The organism is Pseudomonas tructae (assembly GCF_004214895.1).
Taxonomy (GTDB): domain Bacteria; phylum Pseudomonadota; class Gammaproteobacteria; order Pseudomonadales; family Pseudomonadaceae; genus Aquipseudomonas; species Aquipseudomonas tructae.
Window position 1 is genome coordinate 4,687,830 of the sequence record NZ_CP035952.1, and the last position, 20,791, is coordinate 4,708,620.

At 60.4% G+C, this 20,791-nt stretch carries 23 protein-coding genes and 1 pseudogene; 15 read left to right on the top strand and 9 right to left on the bottom strand.

Features of this window, described 5'->3' with window-relative positions:
* Complete coding sequence (locus EXN22_RS21470) at positions 1–765, top strand: ABC transporter ATP-binding protein (protein WP_130265948.1); 765 nt, start codon at positions 1–3, stop codon at positions 763–765.
* A 3-nt stretch (positions 766–768) separates the two neighbouring features.
* On the opposite strand, the gene EXN22_RS21475 is transcribed toward EXN22_RS21470, so the two are convergent.
* Entirely contained in the window at positions 769–1,002 is a 234-nt protein-coding gene (locus tag EXN22_RS21475; RefSeq protein ID WP_130265949.1) for a hypothetical protein, read from the bottom strand.
* 99 nt (positions 1,003–1,101) lie between these two features.
* Positions 1,102–1,668 carry a dCTP deaminase gene (gene dcd, locus EXN22_RS21480; RefSeq protein ID WP_028943496.1) on the bottom strand — a complete coding sequence of 189 codons (567 nt, stop codon included), beginning with the start codon at positions 1,666–1,668 and terminating at the stop codon, positions 1,102–1,104.
* A gap of 351 nt (positions 1,669–2,019) precedes the next feature.
* Between dcd and EXN22_RS21485 the strand changes: the two genes are divergently transcribed.
* Positions 2,020–2,229 carry a cold-shock protein gene (locus tag EXN22_RS21485; RefSeq protein WP_010221054.1) on the top strand — a complete coding sequence of 70 codons (210 nt, stop codon included), beginning with the start codon at positions 2,020–2,022 and terminating at the stop codon, positions 2,227–2,229.
* A 135-nt stretch (positions 2,230–2,364) separates the two neighbouring features.
* On the opposite strand, the gene apbC is transcribed toward EXN22_RS21485, so the two are convergent.
* A complete protein-coding gene (apbC, locus tag EXN22_RS21490) occupies positions 2,365–3,459 on the bottom strand; it encodes an iron-sulfur cluster carrier protein ApbC (protein WP_130265950.1) in 1,095 nt (364 codons plus the stop codon).
* A 156-nt stretch (positions 3,460–3,615) separates the two neighbouring features.
* Here apbC and metG point away from each other — a divergent pair, with 156 nt between their 5' ends.
* The 8 genes and pseudogenes from metG to EXN22_RS26245 all read left to right on the top strand — a co-directional run bounded on the left by metG (position 3,616) and on the right by EXN22_RS26245 (position 10,186).
* On the top strand, positions 3,616–5,655 hold the full coding sequence (gene metG / locus EXN22_RS21495; protein WP_130265951.1) for a methionine--tRNA ligase: 2,040 nt from the start codon (positions 3,616–3,618) through the stop codon (positions 5,653–5,655).
* 90 nt (positions 5,656–5,745) lie between these two features.
* Positions 5,746–6,327 carry an Rnf-Nqr domain containing protein gene (locus EXN22_RS21500; protein ID WP_130265952.1) on the top strand — a complete coding sequence of 194 codons (582 nt, stop codon included), beginning with the start codon at positions 5,746–5,748 and terminating at the stop codon, positions 6,325–6,327.
* Positions 6,324–7,154, top strand: a pseudogene (gene rsxB, locus EXN22_RS21505) (electron transport complex subunit RsxB); the annotation flags it as partial. The gene EXN22_RS21500 and the pseudogene rsxB, both read left to right, overlap by 4 nt.
* A gap of 10 nt (positions 7,155–7,164) precedes the next feature.
* On the top strand, positions 7,165–8,133 hold the full coding sequence (locus EXN22_RS21510) for an RnfABCDGE type electron transport complex subunit D (protein ID WP_130265954.1): 969 nt from the start codon (positions 7,165–7,167) through the stop codon (positions 8,131–8,133).
* A complete protein-coding gene (locus EXN22_RS21515; protein WP_130265955.1) occupies positions 8,130–8,747 on the top strand; it encodes an RnfABCDGE type electron transport complex subunit G in 618 nt (205 codons plus the stop codon). Before EXN22_RS21510 ends, EXN22_RS21515 begins: the two co-directional genes overlap by 4 nt.
* Positions 8,740–9,261, top strand: coding sequence for an Rnf-Nqr domain containing protein (locus tag EXN22_RS21520; RefSeq protein ID WP_130265956.1), 522 nt, complete (start codon positions 8,740–8,742; stop codon positions 9,259–9,261). The genes EXN22_RS21515 and EXN22_RS21520 overlap by 8 nt, the downstream gene beginning before the upstream one ends.
* A gap of 4 nt (positions 9,262–9,265) precedes the next feature.
* A complete protein-coding gene (gene nth / locus EXN22_RS21525) occupies positions 9,266–9,904 on the top strand; it encodes an endonuclease III (protein WP_130265957.1) in 639 nt (212 codons plus the stop codon).
* 105 nt (positions 9,905–10,009) lie between these two features.
* Positions 10,010–10,186: a PA3496 family putative envelope integrity protein gene (locus EXN22_RS26245; protein ID WP_165392248.1), complete on the top strand. Its 177-nt coding sequence runs from the start codon at positions 10,010–10,012 to the stop codon at positions 10,184–10,186.
* Positions 10,187–10,248: 62 nt separating this feature from the next.
* Here the strand turns inward: EXN22_RS26245 and EXN22_RS21530 are convergent, their stop codons facing one another.
* Positions 10,249–10,875 (bottom strand): response regulator transcription factor, encoded by a 627-nt coding sequence (locus EXN22_RS21530; protein ID WP_130265958.1) that lies wholly within the window; start codon positions 10,873–10,875, stop codon positions 10,249–10,251.
* Between the two features lie 443 nt (positions 10,876–11,318).
* Here EXN22_RS21530 and EXN22_RS21535 point away from each other — a divergent pair, with 443 nt between their 5' ends.
* Positions 11,319–11,852: a hypothetical protein gene (locus EXN22_RS21535; protein ID WP_130265959.1), complete on the top strand. Its 534-nt coding sequence runs from the start codon at positions 11,319–11,321 to the stop codon at positions 11,850–11,852.
* Positions 11,853–11,917: 65 nt separating this feature from the next.
* Here EXN22_RS21535 and EXN22_RS21540 read toward each other — a convergent pair whose 3' ends face one another.
* Both EXN22_RS21540 and EXN22_RS21545 read right to left on the bottom strand, forming a co-directional pair.
* A complete protein-coding gene (locus EXN22_RS21540) occupies positions 11,918–13,135 on the bottom strand; it encodes an argininosuccinate synthase (RefSeq protein ID WP_130265960.1) in 1,218 nt (405 codons plus the stop codon).
* A 129-nt stretch (positions 13,136–13,264) separates the two neighbouring features.
* A complete protein-coding gene (locus EXN22_RS21545; RefSeq protein WP_130265961.1) occupies positions 13,265–14,218 on the bottom strand; it encodes a flagellar protein MotY in 954 nt (317 codons plus the stop codon).
* A gap of 130 nt (positions 14,219–14,348) precedes the next feature.
* Here EXN22_RS21545 and pyrC point away from each other — a divergent pair, with 130 nt between their 5' ends.
* Both pyrC and rnt read left to right on the top strand, forming a co-directional pair.
* Positions 14,349–15,395 carry a dihydroorotase gene (gene pyrC, locus EXN22_RS21550; protein WP_130265962.1) on the top strand — a complete coding sequence of 349 codons (1,047 nt, stop codon included), beginning with the start codon at positions 14,349–14,351 and terminating at the stop codon, positions 15,393–15,395.
* 56 nt (positions 15,396–15,451) lie between these two features.
* Entirely contained in the window at positions 15,452–16,063 is a 612-nt protein-coding gene (gene rnt, locus EXN22_RS21555; RefSeq protein ID WP_267954172.1) for a ribonuclease T, read from the top strand.
* 121 nt (positions 16,064–16,184) lie between these two features.
* Here rnt and EXN22_RS21560 read toward each other — a convergent pair whose 3' ends face one another.
* Positions 16,185–16,787 carry a peroxiredoxin gene (locus EXN22_RS21560; protein WP_010221038.1) on the bottom strand — a complete coding sequence of 201 codons (603 nt, stop codon included), beginning with the start codon at positions 16,785–16,787 and terminating at the stop codon, positions 16,185–16,187.
* A 234-nt stretch (positions 16,788–17,021) separates the two neighbouring features.
* Here EXN22_RS21560 and EXN22_RS21565 point away from each other — a divergent pair, with 234 nt between their 5' ends.
* Together EXN22_RS21565 and bfr are read left to right on the top strand one after the other, a co-directional pair.
* The gene (locus EXN22_RS21565; protein WP_010221037.1) at positions 17,022–17,240 is read left to right on the top strand and encodes a bacterioferritin-associated ferredoxin; all 219 of its coding nucleotides are present in this window, start codon (positions 17,022–17,024) and stop codon (positions 17,238–17,240) included.
* 198 nt (positions 17,241–17,438) lie between these two features.
* Positions 17,439–17,909: a bacterioferritin gene (gene bfr / locus EXN22_RS21570; RefSeq protein ID WP_010221036.1), complete on the top strand. Its 471-nt coding sequence runs from the start codon at positions 17,439–17,441 to the stop codon at positions 17,907–17,909.
* Between the two features lie 70 nt (positions 17,910–17,979).
* Here bfr and grxD read toward each other — a convergent pair whose 3' ends face one another.
* The gene (grxD, locus tag EXN22_RS21575) at positions 17,980–18,315 is read right to left on the bottom strand and encodes a Grx4 family monothiol glutaredoxin (protein WP_038999109.1); all 336 of its coding nucleotides are present in this window, start codon (positions 18,313–18,315) and stop codon (positions 17,980–17,982) included.
* 92 nt (positions 18,316–18,407) lie between these two features.
* Positions 18,408–20,516, bottom strand: a complete 2,109-nt coding sequence (locus EXN22_RS21580; protein WP_130265963.1) for a molybdopterin oxidoreductase family protein — start codon at positions 20,514–20,516, stop codon at positions 18,408–18,410.
* Positions 20,517–20,791 lie beyond the last annotated feature (275 nt).

Genomic DNA, 20,791 nt, shown 5'->3' on the forward strand with positions numbered 1-20,791 from the left:
ATGTACAAACTGACCATCGAAGACCTGCACAAACGCTACGGCGATCACCATGTGCTCAAGGGTGTTTCACTCAAGGCCAGGACCGGCGACGTAATCTGCCTGATCGGTGCCAGCGGCTCGGGCAAGAGCACCTTCCTGCGCTGCATCAACTTTCTCGAACAACCCAACGAAGGCAGCATGACCCTCGACGGCAAACCGGTGCACATGACCCAGGACCATCATGGCCTGCATGTCACCGACCCGAACGAACTGCAGCGCCTGCGCACACGCCTGGCCATGGTGTTCCAGCACTTCAACCTGTGGAGCCACCTGAGCGTGCTGGAAAACATCGCCATGGCGCCGCGCCGGGTGCTGGGGGTCAGCAAGCATGAGGCTGAAGAGCGCGCCCGCCGTTACCTGGACAAGGTCGGCCTGGCGCCGCGGGTGGCGGATCAGTACCCGGCGTTCCTGTCCGGCGGTCAACAGCAACGGGTGGCGATCGCCCGGGCCCTGGCCATGGAGCCGGAAGTCATGCTGTTCGATGAGCCGACCTCGGCCCTCGATCCGGAGTTGGTCGGCGAAGTGCTACGGGTGATTCAGGGCCTTGCCGAAGAAGGCCGGACCATGATCATGGTCACTCACGAAATGGCCTTCGCACGCAAAGTCGCAAGCCAAGTGATGTTCCTCCACCAGGGCCTGGTGGAGGAGCAAGGACCGCCGGACGAGGTGCTGGGCAATCCGAAAAGCGAACGCCTGCGTCAGTTCCTCAGCGGCAATCTCAAGTAAGCGTCAAGCGACAGGCGCCGGTGGTGGCTCGTCAGGCAAGGTCGGCTCACCCGGCTCCATCGGCGGATGATCGCCCGGTTGCGGCGAGTCGGGGGTGTCGGGATCAGGCTGGCCTGGCACGCCACCCGCCTGCAGGCTGTGCGGGTGTGGATGGGCCAGTAACGACCAGGCCAGCACCCCGACGCTGTTGGGCTGCAGCACGGCCAGCTTGGCACTGATGGTCGGGTCGAGTTTCATGAGGCGCTCCTGAGTGACCTGCGCCCGGCCTGGTGCCGGGCGCAACAGTTCATCTCATTGGAGTCTGCTGGCGGCGAGGAATTCCCTCGCTTTGTCGCCTCAGGTGCGTGGCAGGGTGACGCCGCGCTGGCCCTGGTATTTACCGCCACGGTCCTTATAGGACACTTCACACTCTTCATCGGACTCGAGGAACAGCATTTGCGCCACGCCTTCGTTGGCGTAGATCTTCGCCGGCAGCGTGGTGGTGTTGGAGAACTCCAGGGTCACGTGGCCTTCCCACTCGGGTTCAAGCGGGGTGACGTTGACGATGATACCGCAACGGGCATAGGTGCTCTTGCCCAGGCAGATGGTCAGCACATTGCGCGGAATACGGAAGTACTCGACAGTGCGGGCCAGAGCGAAGGAGTTTGGCGGGATGATGCAGACGTCGCTCTTGACGTCGACAAAACTGCCGGCATCGAAGTTTTTGGGATCGACGGTCGCCGAATTGATGTTGGTGAACACCTTGAATTCGTCGGCGCAGCGCACGTCGTAGCCGTAGCTGGAGACGCCGAAGGAGATCAGCCGGTTGTCGCTCTCGCCGCGCACCTGGCGCTCGACGAACGGCTCGATCATGCCGTGTTCCTGCGCCATGCGGCGAATCCACTTGTCCGATTTGATGCTCATGGCGGGGTGTCCTGAAATTGCGTGGTGAAAAAATTCTGTGGGGCATCTTACCGGGCCCGGCGCCGGGTTCAAAGTTCCATGCGCCATCAACCGTCGGATCCTTGTATCACGGGGCCTGCAAGGGAGCCCGCAGCACCGTCAGTCATGAATTATGAGAAAGCTTCACAAGACCATTGGCACGTTATGGAAAAAGGGTTAAGGTGACGCCACTGTGCTGCACGTGTCACTGAGAATATCTACCTGATGCAAGATCTCGATCAACCCATCTTCATGAATTTTCTGCCTCTTTGCACTCAGTCTCGGCCAGGGCGTTTCCTGAGTCGTAGTTAACTTTGTCCAAGGAGACAGACCATGTCCAATCGCCAAACCGGTACCGTTAAGTGGTTCAACGATGAAAAAGGCTTCGGCTTCATCACCCCACAATCCGGTGACGACCTGTTCGTACACTTCAAAGCCATCAAGGCTGACGGCTTCAAGAGCCTGAAAGAAGGCCAAGCGGTCTCTTTCATCGCTACCCGCGGTCAGAAAGGCATGCAGGCTGAAGAAGTAGAAGTTATCTAACTTCCGCTTTACAGCTTGAAGAAAGCCCCGCCCTTAACAGGTGGGGCTTTTTTTATGCCCTGGATTTAGGCCCCATCGCGGCGCAAGCCCGCTCCCACATCTTTGGGAGCGGGCTTGTCCCGCGATGAATTGACCTCAGTCTTCGCTGATGGTGATATTCGGCATCGCCGGTGCCGCCGCTTCCTGCAGCACGATCCGTGCACCGACCTGACGGGCCAGCTCCTGGTACACCATGGCAATCTGGCTTTCCGGCTCGGCAATCGCCGTCGGCTTGCCGCTGTCGGCCTGCTCGCGGATCAGCATCGACAACGGCAGGGATGCCAGCAGCTCGACGCCGTACTGCGCCGCCAGCTTCTCGCCCCCCCCTTCACCGAACAGGTGTTCGGCATGGCCGCAGTTGGAACAGATGTGCACCGCCATGTTCTCGACCACGCCCAGCACCGGGATATTGACCTTGCGGAACATCTCCACGCCTTTCCTGGCATCGAGCAGTGCCAGGTCCTGTGGCGTGGTGACGATGACGGAACCGGCCACCGGAACTTTCTGCGCCAGGGTCAACTGGATGTCACCGGTGCCCGGCGGCATGTCGATCACCAGGTAATCGAGGTCGTCCCAGGCAGTCTGGGTCACCAGTTGCAGCAAGGCGCCGGAAACCATCGGCCCGCGCCAGACCATCGGCGTGTTGTCGTCGGTCAGAAAGGCCATGGACATGACCTCGACGCCATGAGCCTTGAGCGGTACGAACCACTTCTGATCGCGAATCTGCGGCCGGGTGCCTTCGGCGATACCGAACATCACGCCCTGGCTCGGGCCATAGATATCAGCATCGAGAATCCCCACCCGCGCACCTTCGCGGGCCAGGGCCAGGGCCAGGTTGGCGGCGGTGGTGGACTTGCCGACACCGCCCTTGCCCGAGGCCACGGCGACGATGTTCTTGACGTTGGCCAGGCCCGGGATCTGCGCCTGGGCCTTGTGTGCGGCAATCACGCAGTTGATCACGACCTGCGCCGAGGCAACCCCGTCGATGCCTTCGACAGCCGTTTGCAGAACCTGCGCCCAACCGTTCTTGAACAACCCGGCGGCGTAGCCCAGCTGCAGTTGCACGCTGACGCGATCGCCCTGGATATCGATGGCCTGGACGCACCCGGCGCTGACCGGGTCCTGGTTCAGGTAAGGGTCGGTGTATTGGCCAAGAACGGCTTCGACGGCTGCGCGAGTGACGGCACTCATGGAGACTCCCGTGATAAAGACTGAGCAAAACAGGCCACTATGCTAACCCGTCATCCCGCTTCAGATACGTCCATGGGGTGAAATAAATTTCCCGGCGTTTTATAGTGGCCGATCACCGTTTCATCTCAAGTAGCCGAAAAAAGTAGCCGAGCCCCCATGTCCGAGCCACGTCAGATTCTCGTCACCAGCGCCCTGCCCTATGCCAATGGTTCCATTCACCTTGGCCATATGCTCGAGTACATCCAGACAGACATGTGGGTGCGCTTCCAGAAGCTGCGCGGCAACCAGTGCATTTACGTCTGCGCTGACGACGCCCACGGCTCGGCCATCATGCTGCGCGCCGAGAAGGAAGGCATCACCCCCGAGCAACTGATTGCCGCCGTCCAGGCCGAGCACAGCGGGGATTTCGCCGACTTCCTGGTCGAGTTCGACAACTTCCACTCGACCCACGCCGAAGAAAACCGCGAGCTGTCGAGCCAGATCTACCTCAAGCTGCGGGAAGCCGGGCACATTGCCACGCGCTCGATCACCCAGTACTTCGACCCGGACAAGAAAATGTTCCTGGCCGACCGCTTCATCAAGGGCACCTGCCCCAAGTGCGCCACTGAAGACCAGTACGGCGACAACTGCGAAAAATGCGGCGCCACCTATGCCCCAACCGAGCTGAAGAATCCCAAGTCGGCGATCTCCGGTGCCACACCGGTACTCAAGGACTCGCAGCACTTCTTCTTCAAGCTGCCGGACTTTCAGGCCATGCTCCAGCAGTGGACCCGCAGCGGCACCCTGCAGGACGCGGTGGCCAACAAGATCGCCGAATGGCTGGACTCAGGCTTGCAGGAATGGGACATCTCCCGTGATGCGCCGTACTTCGGTTTCGAAATCCCTGACGAGCCCGGCAAGTACTTCTACGTCTGGCTGGACGCGCCGATCGGCTACATGGCCAGCTTCAAGAACCTCTGCGCCCGCCGCCCGGAGCTGGACTTCGACGCGTTCTGGAACAAGGACTCCAAAGCCGAGCTGTACCACTTCATCGGCAAGGACATCGTCAACTTCCACGCCCTGTTCTGGCCTGCCATGCTCGAAGGCGCCGGCTACCGCAAGCCGACCGCGATCAACGTGCACGGTTACCTGACGGTCAACGGCGCGAAGATGTCCAAGTCCCGTGGCACCTTCATCAAGGCCCGCACCTACCTGGATCACCTGGATCCGGAGTACCTGCGCTACTACTACGCCTCCAAGCTGGGCCGCGGCGTCGATGACCTCGACCTGAACCTGGAAGACTTCATCCAGAAGGTCAACTCCGACCTGGTCGGCAAGGTGGTCAATATCGCCAGCCGTTGTGCCGGCTTCATCCACAAGGGTAACGATGGCGTCATGGTCGCAGGCGACGCTGCACCAGAGCTGACCGAAGCCTTCCTCGCCGCCGCCCCAGGCATCGCCGAAGCCTACGAAGGCCGCGACTTCGCCCGCGCCATGCGCGAGATCATGGGCCTGGCCGACCGCGCCAACGCCTGGATTGCCGACAAGGCACCCTGGTCGCTGGCCAAGCAGGAAGGCAAGCAGGATGAAGTCCAGGCAATCTGCGCCCAGGGCATCAACCTGTTCCGCCAACTGGTGATTTTCCTCAAGCCGGTACTGCCAGTGCTGGCCGCCGACGCCGAGGCGTTCCTCAACGTCGCCCCACTGACCTGGGCCGACCACGAGTCCCGCCTGAGCAACCATCAGCTCAACCCGTTCAAGGCGCTGATGAGCCGTATCGAGCCGGCCAAGGTCGAAGCCATGACCGCTGCCTCCAAGGAAGACCTGGCCGCCAGCCAGACCAGCGTTGTCACTGGCAATGGCGAACTGAGCAAGGACCCGCTGTCGGCCGAGATCGACTTCGACACCTTCGCCGCCGTCGACCTGCGGGTTGCCTTGATTCTCAAGGCCGAAGCGGTGGAAGGCGCCGACAAGCTGCTGCGCCTCACCCTGGACATCGGCGACGAACAGCGCAACGTGTTCTCCGGCATCAAGTCGGCCTACCCGGACCCGGCCAAGCTCGAAGGTCGCCTGACCATGATGATCGCCAACCTCAAGCCGCGCAAAATGCGCTTTGGCATCTCCGAAGGCATGGTTATGGCCGCAGGCCCCGGCGGTGAAGAGATCTACCTGCTCAGCCCTGACAGCGGTGCCAAGCCCGGTCAGCGCATCAAGTAAGGCCTACGCCCCGGCCGATTGCGGCCGGGGCGTTCTCATCCTCGCGTCATTGCCGGATAATGGCGTTCAGCCTCAGCATTCGGCCCCCTCATGAGCGAACTCATCCTGGCCCTGATCAGCGCCGCGCTGATCAATAACCTGGTCCTGCACCAGGGGCTGGCCATCGACCCGCTGCTGCACACCCGCCCCGAGCAGAGACGGCGCCAGGTTCATGCCCTGGGGCTTTCGACCCTGCTGTTACTGGTAATGGCGACCGGGCTGGGGCAACTGCTTCATCGCCTGGCGCTGCGACCCCTGCAGCTTGAGTACCTGTACTTGATCATGTTCCTGGTGCTGAGCGTCCTGCTGATCACGCCTGTACTCAAATTGCTGACGCGTCTGCTGCCCGCCCTGCCCTTCGCCGGCTTGCCGCCACTGCTGCTGAGCAACCTGGCCCTGATGGGCTTGAGCCTTCAGGCCAATGCCGGTGACCATGGCGTTACGCAGATCCTGGGCTGGAGCGTGGCCTGCGGCCTGGGCTTCTGGCTGGCCTTGAGCCTGTTCGCCGATCTGCGCCAACGCAGCGACAATGACGATATCCCCACGGTCTTTCGCGGCCTGCCGATCGAATTGATCGGCGCTGGCGTGATGGCCCTGGCGTTTCTCGGCTTCAACGGATTACTGACTTCATGAGCCTGATTCAACGCATCGACGCCCTGCTGCCGCAGACCCAATGCGGCAAGTGTGGCCACCCTGGCTGCAGGCCTTATGCCGAAGGCCTGGCAGCGGGCGAAGCGATCAACAAATGCCCTCCGGGCGGCGGCGAAACCATCGCTGCCCTGGCCCGGCTGCTGCAGGTTCCGGTGCTCGAACTCGACCCCGAACGTGGCAGCGCACCGGCGCAAGTGGCCTACATTCGCGAAGCCGAATGCATTGGCTGCACCAAATGTATCCAGGCCTGCCCGGTGGACGCCATCGTCGGCGCGGCAAAACTGATGCACACCGTGATCAGCGCCGAATGCACCGGCTGTGACCTGTGCGTGGCGCCGTGCCCGGTGGATTGCATTGATCTGTTGCCGGTGAGCACCGACAGCAATGTCGTGCCGATTGTCGGCGGCCTGGCTCACAGCGCCGAAGCGCTGGCAGCTCGCGAGCACAAGCGCAACCAGGCCCGACGCCGCTTTGAGCAACGCAACCTGCGCCTGCAGCGCGACGAAACACGCAAACAGGCCGAGCGCCTGGCCCGCAGCCAGCGTAGCGCCAACGCCAGCGCTGCCCCCGCGAGCGCCGTTGTCGACGACCCGATCAAAGCTGCCATCGAACGGGTCAAGGCACAGAAGGCCGCTGCCGCCGATACCGCACTCAAGCAAGCGAAGATCGCTGCAGCCATGAGCCGGGCGCAACTGAACAAGGCCAGGACAGCTTTTGGCGATATGCCTGAACCGGCCCAGCAAGCACAACTGGCAGAGCTCGAGAACGCAGCGCAACAGGCCCAGGCCCGCCTGCAGGCCCTGCAACCGGTAGCCGGCGATGGCCGATAACAGCGAGCGCCTGCGCAGCACCATGAGCCTGGTGTTGCTGGCCTGCGCCCCAGGGTTGCTGACCCTGTTGTGGCTACACGGCTGGGGGCTGCTGCTCAATCTGCTGCTGTGCGCCAGTGCGGCGTTGGCAAGCGAAGCGGTGCTGCTGAAACTGCAACAACGCCCCTGCCTGCCGGCACTCAACGACGGCAGCGCCCTGGTCACTGCCGTGCTGCTCAGCGCAGCCCTGCCCACCTATGCACCCTGGTGGTTGCCGATGATTGCCGCCAGCGCTGCCATTACCCTGGGCAAGCAACTTTATGGCGGTGTCGGCAAGAACCTGTTCAACCCGGCGATGCTTGGCTACGCGCTGGTGCTGGTGTCGTTCCCGCAACACATGACCCTGTGGCCAGGCCCCCAGGTACTGGGCCTGGGTGATACGCTGGAACAGGTATTTGGCCTGCCCATGGGCGAACACGTGGATGCCTGGGCACAGGCCACGGTACTCGACGGGCTGCGCAACAACCGCAGCCTGACCATGGACGAGCTGTTCGCCAGCCATCCGGGCTTTGGTCACGTTGGCGGGCGGGGCAGCGAGGTGGTCAACCTGGCCTTCCTGCTTGGCGGTTTGCTGCTGTTGCAGCGCAAGGTGATCAGCTGGCATGCGCCGGTGGGATTACTGGCCAGCCTGTTTGTGGCCAGTTTGTTGTGCTGGAACGGCTCGGGGTCGGACTCCAACGGCTCGCCGCTGCTGCATCTGTTTTCGGGTTCGACCATGCTGGCAGCATTTTTTATCATCACCGAGCCGGTTTCAGGGCCACGGAGCCCAAGGGCCAAGCTGTTGTTTGGCGCGGGCGCAGGTGTGCTCATCTACCTGATTCGAACCTGGGGCAGCTACCCGGATGGCACAGCCTTCGCCGTGCTGCTGATGAACCTCTGCGTACCGATGCTCGAGCGTTGGCAGGGAGAGGCCAAATGAACACCTCCCCCCTGCGTAGCGCAGCGGTGTTACTGGCCCTGGCCCTGCTGACCCTGGGCAGCGTGGTGCTTTGGCAGCACTTCACGGCCCCGCGCATTACCACCGCCGAGCAACAGCTCAAGGCGCAACGCTGGTTGAGCCTGCTACCAGCGCAGCGCTATGACAACCAACCCCTGCACCACCCCTTGCGGCTACCCGCTGCCAACCTCGATCACAGCCGCCTGCTCGGCGGCTATCTGGCCACCTTGCAGGGCCAGCCCAGCGCTATTGTGCTGCACAGCCAGAGTCAGGGTTATGGCGGCCCGCTCGACTTGCTGATCGCCATTGACGCCAACGGTCGCCTTATGGCGATCAAAGTCTTGCAGCAGCATGAGACCCCAGGCCTGGGCGGCAAGCTGGTGGAACCTGGCAACACCTGGTTGCAGGGTTTTACCGGCATCAGCCGGCAGAACACCTCGGACACCGCCTGGGCACTCAAACGTGACAATGGCCAGTTCGACCAGCTTGCCGGTGCTACCGTGACTTCCCGCGCAGTCATCCAGGCCAGCCATGATGCCTTGCGCTACTTCGATGAGTATCGCCAGCAGTTGCTCTCAGGAGGCGCCGATGAATAGCCGACTGCTCACGATACTGATCGCGCCGCTGCTGGGCGCCACCCAGACGGCGTTGCAAGCTTGCGTGATCGCCCTGTGCAGCGTGCTGATCATAAGCCTGCACCGCTTGAGCATGACGCCGTTGCGCAAGATGCTGGCCGGCACCGCGGGCCTGCTTGCCAGCACATTGTTGGCAGCCTCGCTGGTCACCTGCCTGGAACTGGGCCTGCGTGCCTGGGGATTGCCCATTTCGCTTGCCCTGGGCTCTTATCCTGCGCTGGTCGCCGTACAATGCCTGCTGTTCGAGTACGTCCGTGACGATGACCTGCGCTGGCGAAGTACAGCGCTCACACTGGCAGCGTTCGCCCTGCTGTGCATTGCCATGGGCCTGGTTCGCCAGGGCCTGACCGAGGTTGCCAACCTGCGCCTGGCCAACCTGTTGCCGGGTGCGCTGATTCTTCTGGGCCTGTTACTGGCCTTGTACAACCGGGTTTGCCAGAGGCGAGCCCCTTCACGTCGTCAAGGAACGCTTTGACCCCATGAATGCCGCCAAACGCCTGGAAATCTTTCGCAGGCTGCATGAAGACAACCCCGAGCCGAAAACCGAGCTGGCCTACACCAGCCCTTTCGAACTGCTGATTTCAGTGATTCTCTCGGCCCAGGCCACCGATGTCAGTGTTAACAAGGCCATGGCCAAACTGTACCCGGTTGCCAATACCCCCGAAGCGATCTATGCCCTGGGCGTCGAAGGCCTGTCGGCTTACATCAAGACCATTGGCCTGTACAACAGCAAGGCGAAAAACGTCATTGAAACCTGTCGTCTGCTGATCGAGCAGCACGGCAGCCAAGTGCCAGAAACCCGGGAGGCGCTGGAAGCCCTGCCCGGAGTTGGTCGCAAGACCGCCAACGTGGTGCTCAACACTGCGTTTCGACAAATGGCCATGGCCGTCGACACGCATATTTTCCGGGTCAGCAACCGCACCGGGATCGCTCCGGGCAAGACAGTCCTCGAGGTTGAAAAGGCCTTGATGAAGTTCGTACCCAAGGCTTACCTGCTAGATGCCCACCACTGGTTGATCCTGCATGGGCGCTATGTGTGCCAGGCGCGCAAGCCCCGCTGTGGAAGTTGTCGCATCGAAGATTTGTGCGAGTACAAGGAGAAAACCTCGGACGATTGAGCGGATAGTGAAAACCCTGCTCAGTCGATTGAAAAAATCTTTTTTACCCGGTCAACATTTCTCGCTATAAGGTGCGCCAATGGCCCTCTTGGCTTGGAGTGACTTATGAGCACCGATAAAGAAGACCTGGTTTTGGATGATGACTCCCTCACTGATGACACAGATGACGAGAGGCCGGTGGAAGTAGCGAAGACCAACCTCAGCAAGCGCCGCACCATCGATAACATGCTGGAAGAGCGTCGCTTGAAAAGACAGCTGGCCGATTTCGACTTCGACCTCTGACGGATCGACGTTCATAAATCAACAAAGCCTCCTGAATGGAGGCTTTGTTGTTTCTGGGTGTCTCAAACCAGGCCGTTACGCTGCGCCAGTTCGATCAGGTCAACCAGCGAGCGCGCATTGAGCTTGAGCAACAAACGCGTCTTGTATGTACTGACCGTCTTGTTGCTGAGAAACATTCCATCGGCAATCTCCTTGTTGGTCTTGCCCCGGGCCAGTTGCTGCAGCACCATCATCTCCCGCCCCGACAAGCGTTCGACCATATCTGCTTCGCTCGAACCTCCAAGATTCGAACGCACCGAGTGCAGCGCCTGGTTGGGAAAGTAACTGTAGCCGGAAAGTACCGCCTTGATGGCACTGAGCAGCTCGGTGAGGTCCTGCTGCTTGCAGACATAGCCGGCAGCACCCGCCTGCATGCAACGCATGGAAAAGTGCCCGGGCGCCTGGGAGGTGAGAACCAGCACCTTGATGCCGGTGTGATTGGCGGTCAACCTGGCGATGACCTCAAGTCCATCAAGTTTGGGGATGCCGATATCAAGAATGACGATGTCCGGCCCATGCTCTCGCGCCAACTGCAGCGCGTCCACGCCGTTGTCCGTCTCCGCAATGACTTCATAACCATGCCGCTCCATCAACATGCGTACAGCCAGGCGAATGACCGGATGATCATCCACGATCAGGACTTTATTCATGGGCAAATCCAATTGTTCGCTGTTCTATTTTTTTGAGAACTCACAATAGCCTAGATGCATGACTTATTACATTGCGCCACTAACCAGTAGTTGCATGCAGAGACGCGCCCTACAGCCATATGAGAATTATCCTACACGTCGCTATTTCAATAGCATTGCGAAGACGCAGCAATTAAACAATGTCGCGCATTTCCAACACTTCCTGAATAAAGGTATCACTAGAACTCAAAATAAACTATTACACACAGCCTTATTATCTGAAGGAAAAATCCTATAACACTGATTGATAAAAACAGCATCCAAATATTATGCAAAACCGCCTTGCACAAGCCCTGGACAATAACACCACCCGAAGAAATACGTCACACTGCAGATCAGCCCGTTCTATGTGTTAAACCCTGTTGCCATAAAGGACCTGAGTCGCCGAGCAAGGTAGCCTGTGCATGAGCAAGATCGAGCCGAAACACCCACTGACAGTCATCGCGATTCTGGCTGGGGTCATCGAGGCTTCGGCGCTGGCCTCGTTGCCGTTTCTCAGTGCCGATAGCCAAGGCATCTACACCTGGTTCCTGGTGGGATTTCCGTTCTTTCTCACGGTATTGTTCTTTCTCACCTTGAACTTCAATAACAAATCCCTGTACTCCCCCGAGTCAAGCGATCCCGTTACCGACACAATCGCTGCGCCGGCCGCTGCGCAAATGCAAGTTATGGCGGAGCCTGCGCCTCCAGCGAAGGAATCTGTTACTTCAATAAGTACAAGGGGCGAGCCCACTAACGCCTTGTTCTTGAAAGCGGACAGTACCGAGCAAAGTACAGTGTCCATCACCCTGAGCGGTCCGGCAGCCAGTGAACTCATGGAGTTTTTCACATTACAAGCAATCAAACCCGGCCAGCCGACAGGCAACACATGGATTCTGTACAACCTCAATACCGGCGCTCAAATCACCTTGATAACTCAGGCGCTGAACAAGACCTGAAGTTACCTGCATATAGTCCAGGCAAAAAAAACCCCGGCAAGCCGGGGTTTTCTGAGCTACCGCGATCAGACCAGAGTCCGACCCTTGTTGGCTGCAATGCGCATGCGCAAGGCGTTGAGCTTGATGAAGCCCGCCGCGTCGGCCTGGTTGTAGGCGCCGCCATCTTCTTCGAAGGTCGCGATGTTGGCGTCGAACAGCGAGTCGTCGGACTTGCGACCGGTAACGATAACGTTGCCCTTGTACAGTTTCAGGCGCACAACGCCATTCACGTTGACCTGCGAAGCGTCGATCATCTGCTGCAGCATCAGACGCTCAGGGCTCCACCAGTAACCGGTGTAGATCAGGCTGGCGTATTTCGGCATCAGCTCGTCTTTGAGGTGAGCGACTTCGCGGTCCAGAGTGATCGATTCGATGGCGCGGTGAGCACGCAGCATGATAGTGCCGCCCGGGGTTTCGTAGCAGCCACGGGACTTCATGCCGACGTAACGGTTTTCGACGATGTCCAGACGACCGATACCGTGAGCACCGCCGATCTTGTTCAGCGTCGCCAGCACGGTGGCCGGGGTCATTTCGACGCCGTCCAGCGCAACGATGTCGCCGTTACGGTAGGTCAGTTCCAGGTATTGCGGGGTATCAGGGGCGTTCTCAGGGGAGACGGTCCAGCGCCACATGTCTTCTTCGTGCTCGGTCCAGGTATCCTCCAGCACGCCACCTTCATAGGAGATGTGCAGCAGGTTGGCGTCCATCGAGTACGGCGATTTCTTCTTGCCATGACGTTCGATCGGGATACCGTGCTTCTCGGCATAGTCCATGAGCTTTTCACGGGACAGCAGGTCCCATTCACGCCACGGCGCGATGACCTTGACGCCCGGCTTGAGCGCGTAGGCGCCCAGTTCGAAACGGACCTGGTCGTTACCCTTGCCGGTCGCTCCATGGGAGATGGCGTCGGCCCCGGTTTCGTTGGCGATTTCGATCAGGCGCTTGGCGATCAGCGGACGAGCGATGGAAGTACCCAGCAGGTACTCGCCTTCATAGACGGTGTTGGCGCGGAACATCGGGAACACGAAGTCGCGTACGAACTCTTCGCGCAGGTCATCGATGTAGATTTCCTTGACGCCCATGGCCTGAGCCTTGGCGCGGGCCGGTTCGACCTCTTCGCCCTGACCCAGGTCAGCGGTGAAGGTCACCACTTCACAGTTGTAGGTATCCTGCAGCCACTTGAGAATCACCGAAGTATCAAGGCCGCCGGAATACGCCAGTACGACCTTTTTTACGTCCGCCATGCCATCACTCCACGGGGTTGTACGGAAAGCCGTCGATTCTACCGGCCTTGCGACAAAAATTACAGTGGGGCGACAGCTTGTGACGACAAAGCGACAAAAATTGTCGAGGCTGCGACGGACGGTCGCAGCTCAGGACTTGCTTGCAGGCTTCACCGTTTCAGTTGCGGCAGCCGGTGCAACCGGTGGCTTGGCCACAGGCTCGACAGGTTTTTCCTGCGGCTTTTCGACCGGCGTGACCCGATCCAGCTCAATGTTCACCCGCCGGTTGCGCGCGCGGTTGGCTGCACTGTTGTTGCTCGCCAGCGGATAGCGCTCGCCATGAAAGCGCAGGGTGATCTGCTCTTCGGGGACACCGTGGGCCTTGAGGTACTCCATGACCGCCAGCGCCCGGCGCCGGGACAGGTCACGGTTGGTCAGGCGATTGCCGCTGTTGTCGGAGTGACCGTCGAGTTGGATATGGTTGACCGTCGGGTCGGCCTTGAGGAAATCGAGGATTACATCCAGGCGTGCGCGGGCATCGCTGTCCAGGTCGATACCACCACCCGGAAAGCCGACCCGCGCCTGACGCACCTGGTCATAGTTCATCGGCAAGAGTTTCGCCGCACAGGCCTGGTAGTCCCCATAGGCCTTGCTGAACTTGACCGGCAGCACCCGCACTTCCATGGCCCGCCCGGCTTCGCCGGCGTAGTTGCGCACCACCGTGCTGCGGCCATCGAGCAGGCCATTGATCAGGCGGCTGGCCTGGCCCTGGGAGCTGGTAAAGAGCACGCCGCTGCGGGCCATGCGCACTGCCCCCAGGTTGATATCGCCACGCCCGGGCTGCCACGGCGCAGCCGCCGCCAGCAGGGTGGCGTTGCCGGTGCCGAGGACATTGCTGCTTGATCGCAATTGGAACGTCGGCTGCTCGCCGGCGCGACGAACGAACTCACCGCTGCCGAAATCGGCAATGGGTTGAACCAGCCGACATTCGAACTGATCGCCTTCGACCTTCCACTCGATGTTCTCCAGACGAGTCTGGAAGGTGAGTGCCATGGCGGGCATGCTGGCAAACACACTGAGCAGGGCTAGATAACGCTGGCGCACGGGCGGCTCCACAGATTTTCACGGTATACCTGCATGCTATCGGTCGAGCGCGGCAAAACTTGATAGCGAGTGCTCGTAACCGGCTTTTCCGGTAGCATTCACCTTGAGTTCGACCCGCCTGGAATCCCCAATGTCCGACCGCCTGACCCTCCTGCGTCCCGACGACTGGCACATCCATCTTCGTGATGGCGCTGTTTTGCCACATACCGTCGGCGACGTTGCGCGCACCTTTGCCCGCGCAATCATCATGCCCAACCTGGTACCACCGGTGCGCAATGCCGCCGAAGCCGCTGCCTACCGTGAGCGCATCCTCGCCGCACGCCCTGCCGGAAGCCGTTTCGAGCCGCTGATGGTGCTGTACCTCACCGACCGCACCCAGCCCGAGGAAATCCGCGCAGCCAAGGCCACAGGTTTTGTCCATGCTGCCAAGCTCTACCCGGCCGGTGCGACGACCAACTCCGATTCCGGCGTGACCAGCGTCGACAAGATCTTCCCGGTGCTCGAAGCCATGGCCGAGGTCGGCATGCTGCTGTTGGTCCACGGTGAGGTGACCCGCAGCGAAATCGACGTGTTCGACCGCGAGAAGCTGTTCATCGACGAACACCTGCGCCGAGTGGTCGAGCGCTTCCCGACCCTCAAGGTGGTGTTCGAGCACATTACCACCAGCGATGCCGTGCAGTTCGTCAACGAGGCTGCGGCCAACGTTGGCGCGACCATCACCGCCCAGCACCTGCTGTACAACCGCAACCACATGCTGGTGGGCGGGATTCGTCCGCACTTCTATTGCCTGCCGATCCTCAAGCGCAATACCCACCAGGTGGCCTTGCTGGACGCCGCCACCAGCGGCAACAGCAAGTTCTTCCTCGGCACCGACTCGGCCCCCCACGCCCAGCACGCCAAGGAAGCCGCCTGCGGCTGTGCCGGCTGCTACACCGCCTATGCCGCCATCGAGATGTACGCCGAGGCGTTCGAGCAGCGTAACGCACTGGACAAACTCGAAGGCTTCGCCAGCCTGCACGGCCCGGCCTTCTACGGCCTGCCGGCAAACACCGATACCATTACCCTGGTCCGCGACAGCTGGACCGCCCCAAGCAGCTTGCCGTTCGGCGAGCAGACCGTTATTCCGCTGCGCGCCGGTGAACAATTGCGCTGGCGCCTGCTGGAGGAAACTGAGTGAGCGAAGATCAGTACGAAGACGACCAGGAAGGTCATGGCGGCGGTCCGCGCCATCCAATGGCTGAACGCTTTCGCGGTTACCTGCCGGTAGTGGTCGACGTTGAAACCGGTGGTTTCAACAGCGCTACCGACGCCCTGCTGGAGATTGCCGCCGTCACCATCGGCATGGATGAGAAAGGCTTCCTGTTCCCGGAACACACCTATTTCTTCCGCGTCGAGCCCTTTGAAGGCGCCAACATCGAGCAAGCAGCCCTGGAGTTCACCGGGATCAAGCTTGACCACCCGCTGCGCATGGCGGTGAGCGAAGAGTCGGCCCTGACCGACATTTTCCGTGGCGTGCGCAAGGCACTGAAGGCCAACGGCTGCAAACGGGCGATCCTGGTCGGCCACAACAGCAGCTTCGACCTGGGCTTCCTCAACGCCGCCGTGGCCCGCCACGACATGAAGCGCAACCCGTTCCACCCGTTCTCAAGCTTCGACACCGCCACCCTGGCCGGTCTTGCCTATGGCCAGACCGTGCTGGCGCGGGCCTGCCAGAGCGCCGACATCGACTTCGATGGCCGTGAAGCGCACTCGGCGCGTTACGACACCGAGAAGACCGCCGAGCTGTTCTGCGGCATCGTCAACCGCTGGAAGGAAATGGGCGGCTGGCAGGACTTCAACGACTGATGTTGTAGGAGCGGGCTTGTCCCGCGATGCGGTGTAGCTGACAGAAAGCTATCGCGGGGCAAGCCCGCTCCTACAGGCATAAAAAAACCGGCCATCGAGGCCGGTTTTTTATGCCTGGCAATTACAGCTTGCCAGCGTTCTCGCTCAGGTAAGCGGCAACGCCTTCTGGCGAAGCGGTCATGCCCTTGTCGCCTTTTTTCCAGTTGGCAGGGCAGACTTCGCCGTGCTCTTCGTGGAATTGCAGGGCGTCAACCAGACGCAGCAGCTCGTCCATGTTACGGCCCAGCGGCAGGTCGTTGACGATCTGCGAGCGGACAACGCCCTTGTCGTCGATCAGGAAAGCGCCACGGAAAGCGACGCCGCCTTCGGACTCTACGTCGTAGGCCTTGGCGATGTCGTGCTTCATGTCAGCCGCCATGATGTACTGGACCTGACCGATGCCACCGGCATTGATCGGGGTGTTACGCCAGGCGTTGTGGGTGAAGTGCGAGTCGATCGACACCGCGATCACTTCAACGTTGCGCGCCTTGAATTCGGCCATGCGGTGATCCAGCGCGATCAGCTCGGACGGGCAGACGAAGGTGAAGTCCAGCGGGTAGAAGAACACCAGGCCGTACTTGCCCTTGATGGCCGAAGCCAGGTTGAAACTGTCGACGATTTCGCCGTTGCCCAGAACAGCTGGAACGGTGAAGTCCGGGGCATTTTTGCCAACGAGTACGCTCATGCGATATCTCCTGATGGGGTGGAATCATCTTGCACGGGCCAGCATGCAGCGGCCCGGCAGCGAAATGGCCGACCATCATACACCGCCCGGCGCTGCTCGCCGAGTTTCAGTCCGAATGCTCGACAATCTGCCGTCGGTCGCTCTAGCCCGGCCGTTGCAGAAAGAGCTTTGACAAGCATTCTCATTAACATTAAGCTTCTTCGCATTGAGCCTTTACCAGCGATGGTCAGCCCTATGTATGTGTGTCTTTGTGTTGGCGTGACCGACGGACAGATCCGCGATGCGATCTATGAAGGATGCTGCAGTTACAAGGAAGTCAGAAGCGCCACCAACGTGGCGAGCCAGTGTGGCAAATGTGCCTGCCTGGCCAAACAGGTGGTGCGCGAAACCCTCACCGAGCTTCAGGTCAGCCAGGCTGCCCTGCCCTATCCTGTAGAATTTACTGCAGCATAATTCAGCACATTCCAAGAACCGGACCCAGGGTCCGGTTTTTTTATGCCTGTAATTCAAGTAGTTAGGAGTTTAACGCGGAACAAAAACATTCTTATTCCGATTAATTTTCATTTATTATTCAATAACTTAGGTTTGACAGTAGAAGTTGCGAGGCTCAAACTTGCCTTTATAGACACATTTATAGGGCAGGACCCCATCATGAAAGGCGACGTTAGCGTCATCCAGCATCTCAACAAGATCCTCGGAAACGAGCTGGTCGCAATCAACCAATACTTCCTGCATGCCCGCATGTACGAAGACTGGGGTCTGGAAAAGCTCGGCAAGCACGAGTACAAAGAATCCATCGAAGAGATGAAACACGCTGACAAACTGATCAAGCGCATTCTGTTCCTCGAAGGCATCCCCAACGTCCAGGACCTGGGCAAGTTGCTGATTGGTGAACACACCAAGGAAATGCTCGAGTGCGACCTGAAGATCGAGCAAAAAGGCCTGGTCGACCTCAAGGCCGCCATCGCCCACTGCGAGACCGTTGGCGACTTCGGCAGCCGTGAACTGCTCGAAGACATCCTCGAAGCCGAGGAAGAGCACATCGACTGGCTGGAAACCCAGCTGAGCCTGATCGACAAGATCACCCTGGAGAATTACCTGCAGTCGCAGATGGGCGAGTAAGTTAACCGCCCTGCCCTACAGGCACAAAAAAAGCCCCGCACTGCGGGGCTTTTTTTGACCAAACCTGGGGTCAGGCCTTGGCCGCCTCAGCTTTGGCAGCAGCGTCCTTGATCAGGGTCTGCAGTTCGCCGTTGGCGAACATCTCGGCCATGATGTCGGAACCGCCGACCAGCTCACCGCCAACCCACAGTTGCGGGAAGGTCGGCCAGTTGGCGTACTTTGGCAGGTTGGCGCGGATTTCCGGGTTCTGCAGGATATCCACGTAAGCGAATTTCTCGCCGCAACCCATCACGGCTTGCGCCGCCTTGGCCGAAAAGCCGCACTGCGGGGCATTCGGCGAGCCTTTCATGTAAAGCAGAATGGTGTTGTTGGCAATCTGCTCTTTGATTGTTTCGATGATATCCATGAAGCACCTCGCGGCTGAACTTTCCGACCTGGTTGTCGGCACGGTGACGCATTGTATCGGAAAGCCGGCCAGGACGCTCGGCCTTGCCGATATCAAGCCGCAACCACCTGTACTGGCACGCCGTTGAGCGCCGCATTGCCTGACAACGCATCCAGCTGGCGCTCATCGGTGAGGTCGTTGGCGCTGGCGCCAGGCTGTTCCTGGGCGATACCCATGCGCACCCCGGCACGGGCATGACCAAAGCCATGGGGCAAGCTGACCACCCCTGGCATCATGTCGTCGCACGCCTGCACCTCGACCTCGATCTCCCCGACCCGCGAACTGACCCGCACCCGCTGGCCGTCGCGCAACTGGCGGCCAGCCAAGTCATCCGGATGCATCAACAACTGATGACGAGGCTTGCCTTTCACCAGCCGATGATAGTTGTGCATCCAGGAATTGTTGCTGCGTACGTGGCGTCGCCCGATCAGCAACAGTTGATCGGCCGCCAGCGGCTGTTGCCGGGCAAAACGCTGCAAGTCGTCGAGAATTTCCTGTGGTGCAGCTTGAATCCGTTGGTCAGCGGTCTTCAAGCGTGCCGCCAGGTTCGGCTGCAGCGCTCCAAGGTCGATGCCGTGCGGGTGCTGATCAAGGGTCGCAAGCGACAGTTTGAACGCCGAGGCGTCACCATAGCGGCCCTGGCGCAGGCCGATATCGATCATCTGCGCAGGCGCCAAGGTGGGCTTCAACGGCTTGTCAGCCAGGTCGGCAAAGGCCTTGGCCAGGCCGACAAAGATCTCCCAGTCATGCAGCGCGCCTTCGGGCTTGGGCAGGATGGCCCGATTGAAACGGCTGACGTTGCGGACCGCGAACAGGTTGAAGGTGGTGTCGTAGTGATCGTTCTCCAGTGCCGAGGTGGACGGCAGGATCAGGTCGGCGTACCGGGTGGTCTCATTGATGTACAGATCGATGCTGAGCATGAACTCAAGGCCGTCCAGGGCCCGCTCCAACTGCCGACCATTGGGTGTGGACAGTACCGGATTACCCGCGACCGTCACCAGGGCGCGGACCTGCCCCTCGCCTTCGACCAGCATCTCCTCGGCCAGGGCCGCCACCGGCAGTTCGCCGCCATACTCGGGCAGCCCCGAGACCCGGCTCTGCCAGACATTGAAATGCCCGCCCGAGGTGCTGGCCACCAGATCCACCGCAGGTTCGGTGCACAGGGCACCACCGACCCGGTCGAGGTTGCCGCTGACCAGGTTGAGCAACTGCACCAGCCAATGGCACAAGGTGCCAAAGGCCTGGGTCGAAACCCCCATGCGCCCGTAACAGACCGCCTTGTCGGCGCCGGCAAAGTCCCGGGCCAACTGGCGAATCACCGGGGCCTCGACACCGCACAGCTGGCTCATCGCCTCGGCAGTGAACGGTGCAATGGCTGCCTGCACCTGCTCCAGACCCGTGACCGGCAATGCCGATGGGCGGGTCAGCCCCTCGGCAAACAGAGTGTTGAGCAGGCCGCAGAGCAGCGCCGCATCCGCGCCTGGGCGAATGAACAGATGCTGGTCGGCCATGACCGCCGTCTCGCTACGGCGCGGATCGACCACTACCAGCTTGCCGCCACGGGCCTGAAGCGCCTTGAGGCGCTTCTCGACATCCGGCACGGTCATGATGCTGCCGTTGGAGGCCAGCGGGTTGCCGCCCAGAATCAACATGAACCCGGTGTTGTCGATGTCCGGGATCGGCAGCAACAGGCCATGGCCGTACATCAGGTAGCTGGTCAGGTGTTGCGGCAACTGGTCCACCGAAGTGGCCGAAAAGCGGTTGCGGGTCTTGAGCAGGCCGAGAAAGTAGTTGCTGTGGGTCATCAGCCCGTAGTTGTGCACGCTGGGGTTGCCCTGGTAGACAGCCACGGCGTTTTGTCCATGGGCTTGCTGGATGGCCCATAGCTTCTGTGCGGCCAGCTCGAAGGCCTCATCCCAACTGATCGCTTGCCAGCGGTCAGCAACGCGTTTGTGCGGTCCGCGCAGACGATCAGGATCATTCTGAATATCTTGCAGGGCCACCGCCTTGGGACAGATATGACCGCGACTGAAGCTGTCCTGGGGGTCGCCTTTGATCGAGCTGATGCGCGGGGCAGCGCCAGGCGTGTGAGTGACTTCGACGGTCAAGCCACAGATGGCTTCGCACAGATGACAGGCACGGTAATGCAGCGTCTTGTTCATGGCCACCTCTTTCGGGCGTCTGGAATGAACCTGACTATGGGCCCGCCCCTGCCCACGCACCAGAGAGGTTCGTGGCGTGAATCTTAAGCCATCAGGTACAACGATCCGGCGCCGGGCCGCTGCCGGGTTTGCCAAGGCGCTGGCAGGCAGTGTAAAACCCTGGTGTAACGTATAAAAAAAGCTTCTGACCAATGGGTTAAGACACCGCCTGAAACATCGGCGACGAATCCCCCTCTTGGTATGACGCGACATTTAATTATAGTATTGCGTCTTCC

Coding starts and splice junctions, on each gene's coding strand:
- bfr (WP_010221036.1), top strand. CDS start 17,439: ATGAAAGGCGACGTTAGCGTCATCCAGCATCTCAACAAGATCCTCGGA.
- EXN22_RS21560 (WP_010221038.1), bottom strand. CDS start 16,787: ATGAGCGTACTCGTTGGCAAAAATGCCCCGGACTTCACCGTTCCAGCT.
- EXN22_RS21580 (WP_130265963.1), bottom strand. CDS start 20,516: ATGAACAAGACGCTGCATTACCGTGCCTGTCATCTGTGCGAAGCCATC.
- EXN22_RS21470 (WP_130265948.1), top strand. CDS start 1: ATGTACAAACTGACCATCGAAGACCTGCACAAACGCTACGGCGATCAC.
- dcd (WP_028943496.1), bottom strand. CDS start 1,668: ATGAGCATCAAATCGGACAAGTGGATTCGCCGCATGGCGCAGGAACAC.
- EXN22_RS21510 (WP_130265954.1), top strand. CDS start 7,165: ATGGCCGATAACAGCGAGCGCCTGCGCAGCACCATGAGCCTGGTGTTG.
- EXN22_RS21565 (WP_010221037.1), top strand. CDS start 17,022: ATGTATGTGTGTCTTTGTGTTGGCGTGACCGACGGACAGATCCGCGAT.
- EXN22_RS21500 (WP_130265952.1), top strand. CDS start 5,746: ATGAGCGAACTCATCCTGGCCCTGATCAGCGCCGCGCTGATCAATAAC.
- metG (WP_130265951.1), top strand. CDS start 3,616: ATGTCCGAGCCACGTCAGATTCTCGTCACCAGCGCCCTGCCCTATGCC.
- EXN22_RS21485 (WP_010221054.1), top strand. CDS start 2,020: ATGTCCAATCGCCAAACCGGTACCGTTAAGTGGTTCAACGATGAAAAA.
- EXN22_RS21475 (WP_130265949.1), bottom strand. CDS start 1,002: ATGAAACTCGACCCGACCATCAGTGCCAAGCTGGCCGTGCTGCAGCCC.
- apbC (WP_130265950.1), bottom strand. CDS start 3,459: ATGAGTGCCGTCACTCGCGCAGCCGTCGAAGCCGTTCTTGGCCAATAC.
- EXN22_RS26245 (WP_165392248.1), top strand. CDS start 10,010: ATGAGCACCGATAAAGAAGACCTGGTTTTGGATGATGACTCCCTCACT.
- nth (WP_130265957.1), top strand. CDS start 9,266: ATGAATGCCGCCAAACGCCTGGAAATCTTTCGCAGGCTGCATGAAGAC.
- EXN22_RS21520 (WP_130265956.1), top strand. CDS start 8,740: ATGAATAGCCGACTGCTCACGATACTGATCGCGCCGCTGCTGGGCGCC.
- EXN22_RS21515 (WP_130265955.1), top strand. CDS start 8,130: ATGAACACCTCCCCCCTGCGTAGCGCAGCGGTGTTACTGGCCCTGGCC.
- rnt (WP_267954172.1), top strand. CDS start 15,452: ATGGCTGAACGCTTTCGCGGTTACCTGCCGGTAGTGGTCGACGTTGAA.
- pyrC (WP_130265962.1), top strand. CDS start 14,349: ATGTCCGACCGCCTGACCCTCCTGCGTCCCGACGACTGGCACATCCAT.
- EXN22_RS21540 (WP_130265960.1), bottom strand. CDS start 13,135: ATGGCGGACGTAAAAAAGGTCGTACTGGCGTATTCCGGCGGCCTTGAT.
- EXN22_RS21530 (WP_130265958.1), bottom strand. CDS start 10,875: ATGAATAAAGTCCTGATCGTGGATGATCATCCGGTCATTCGCCTGGCT.
- grxD (WP_038999109.1), bottom strand. CDS start 18,315: ATGGATATCATCGAAACAATCAAAGAGCAGATTGCCAACAACACCATT.
- EXN22_RS21535 (WP_130265959.1), top strand. CDS start 11,319: ATGAGCAAGATCGAGCCGAAACACCCACTGACAGTCATCGCGATTCTG.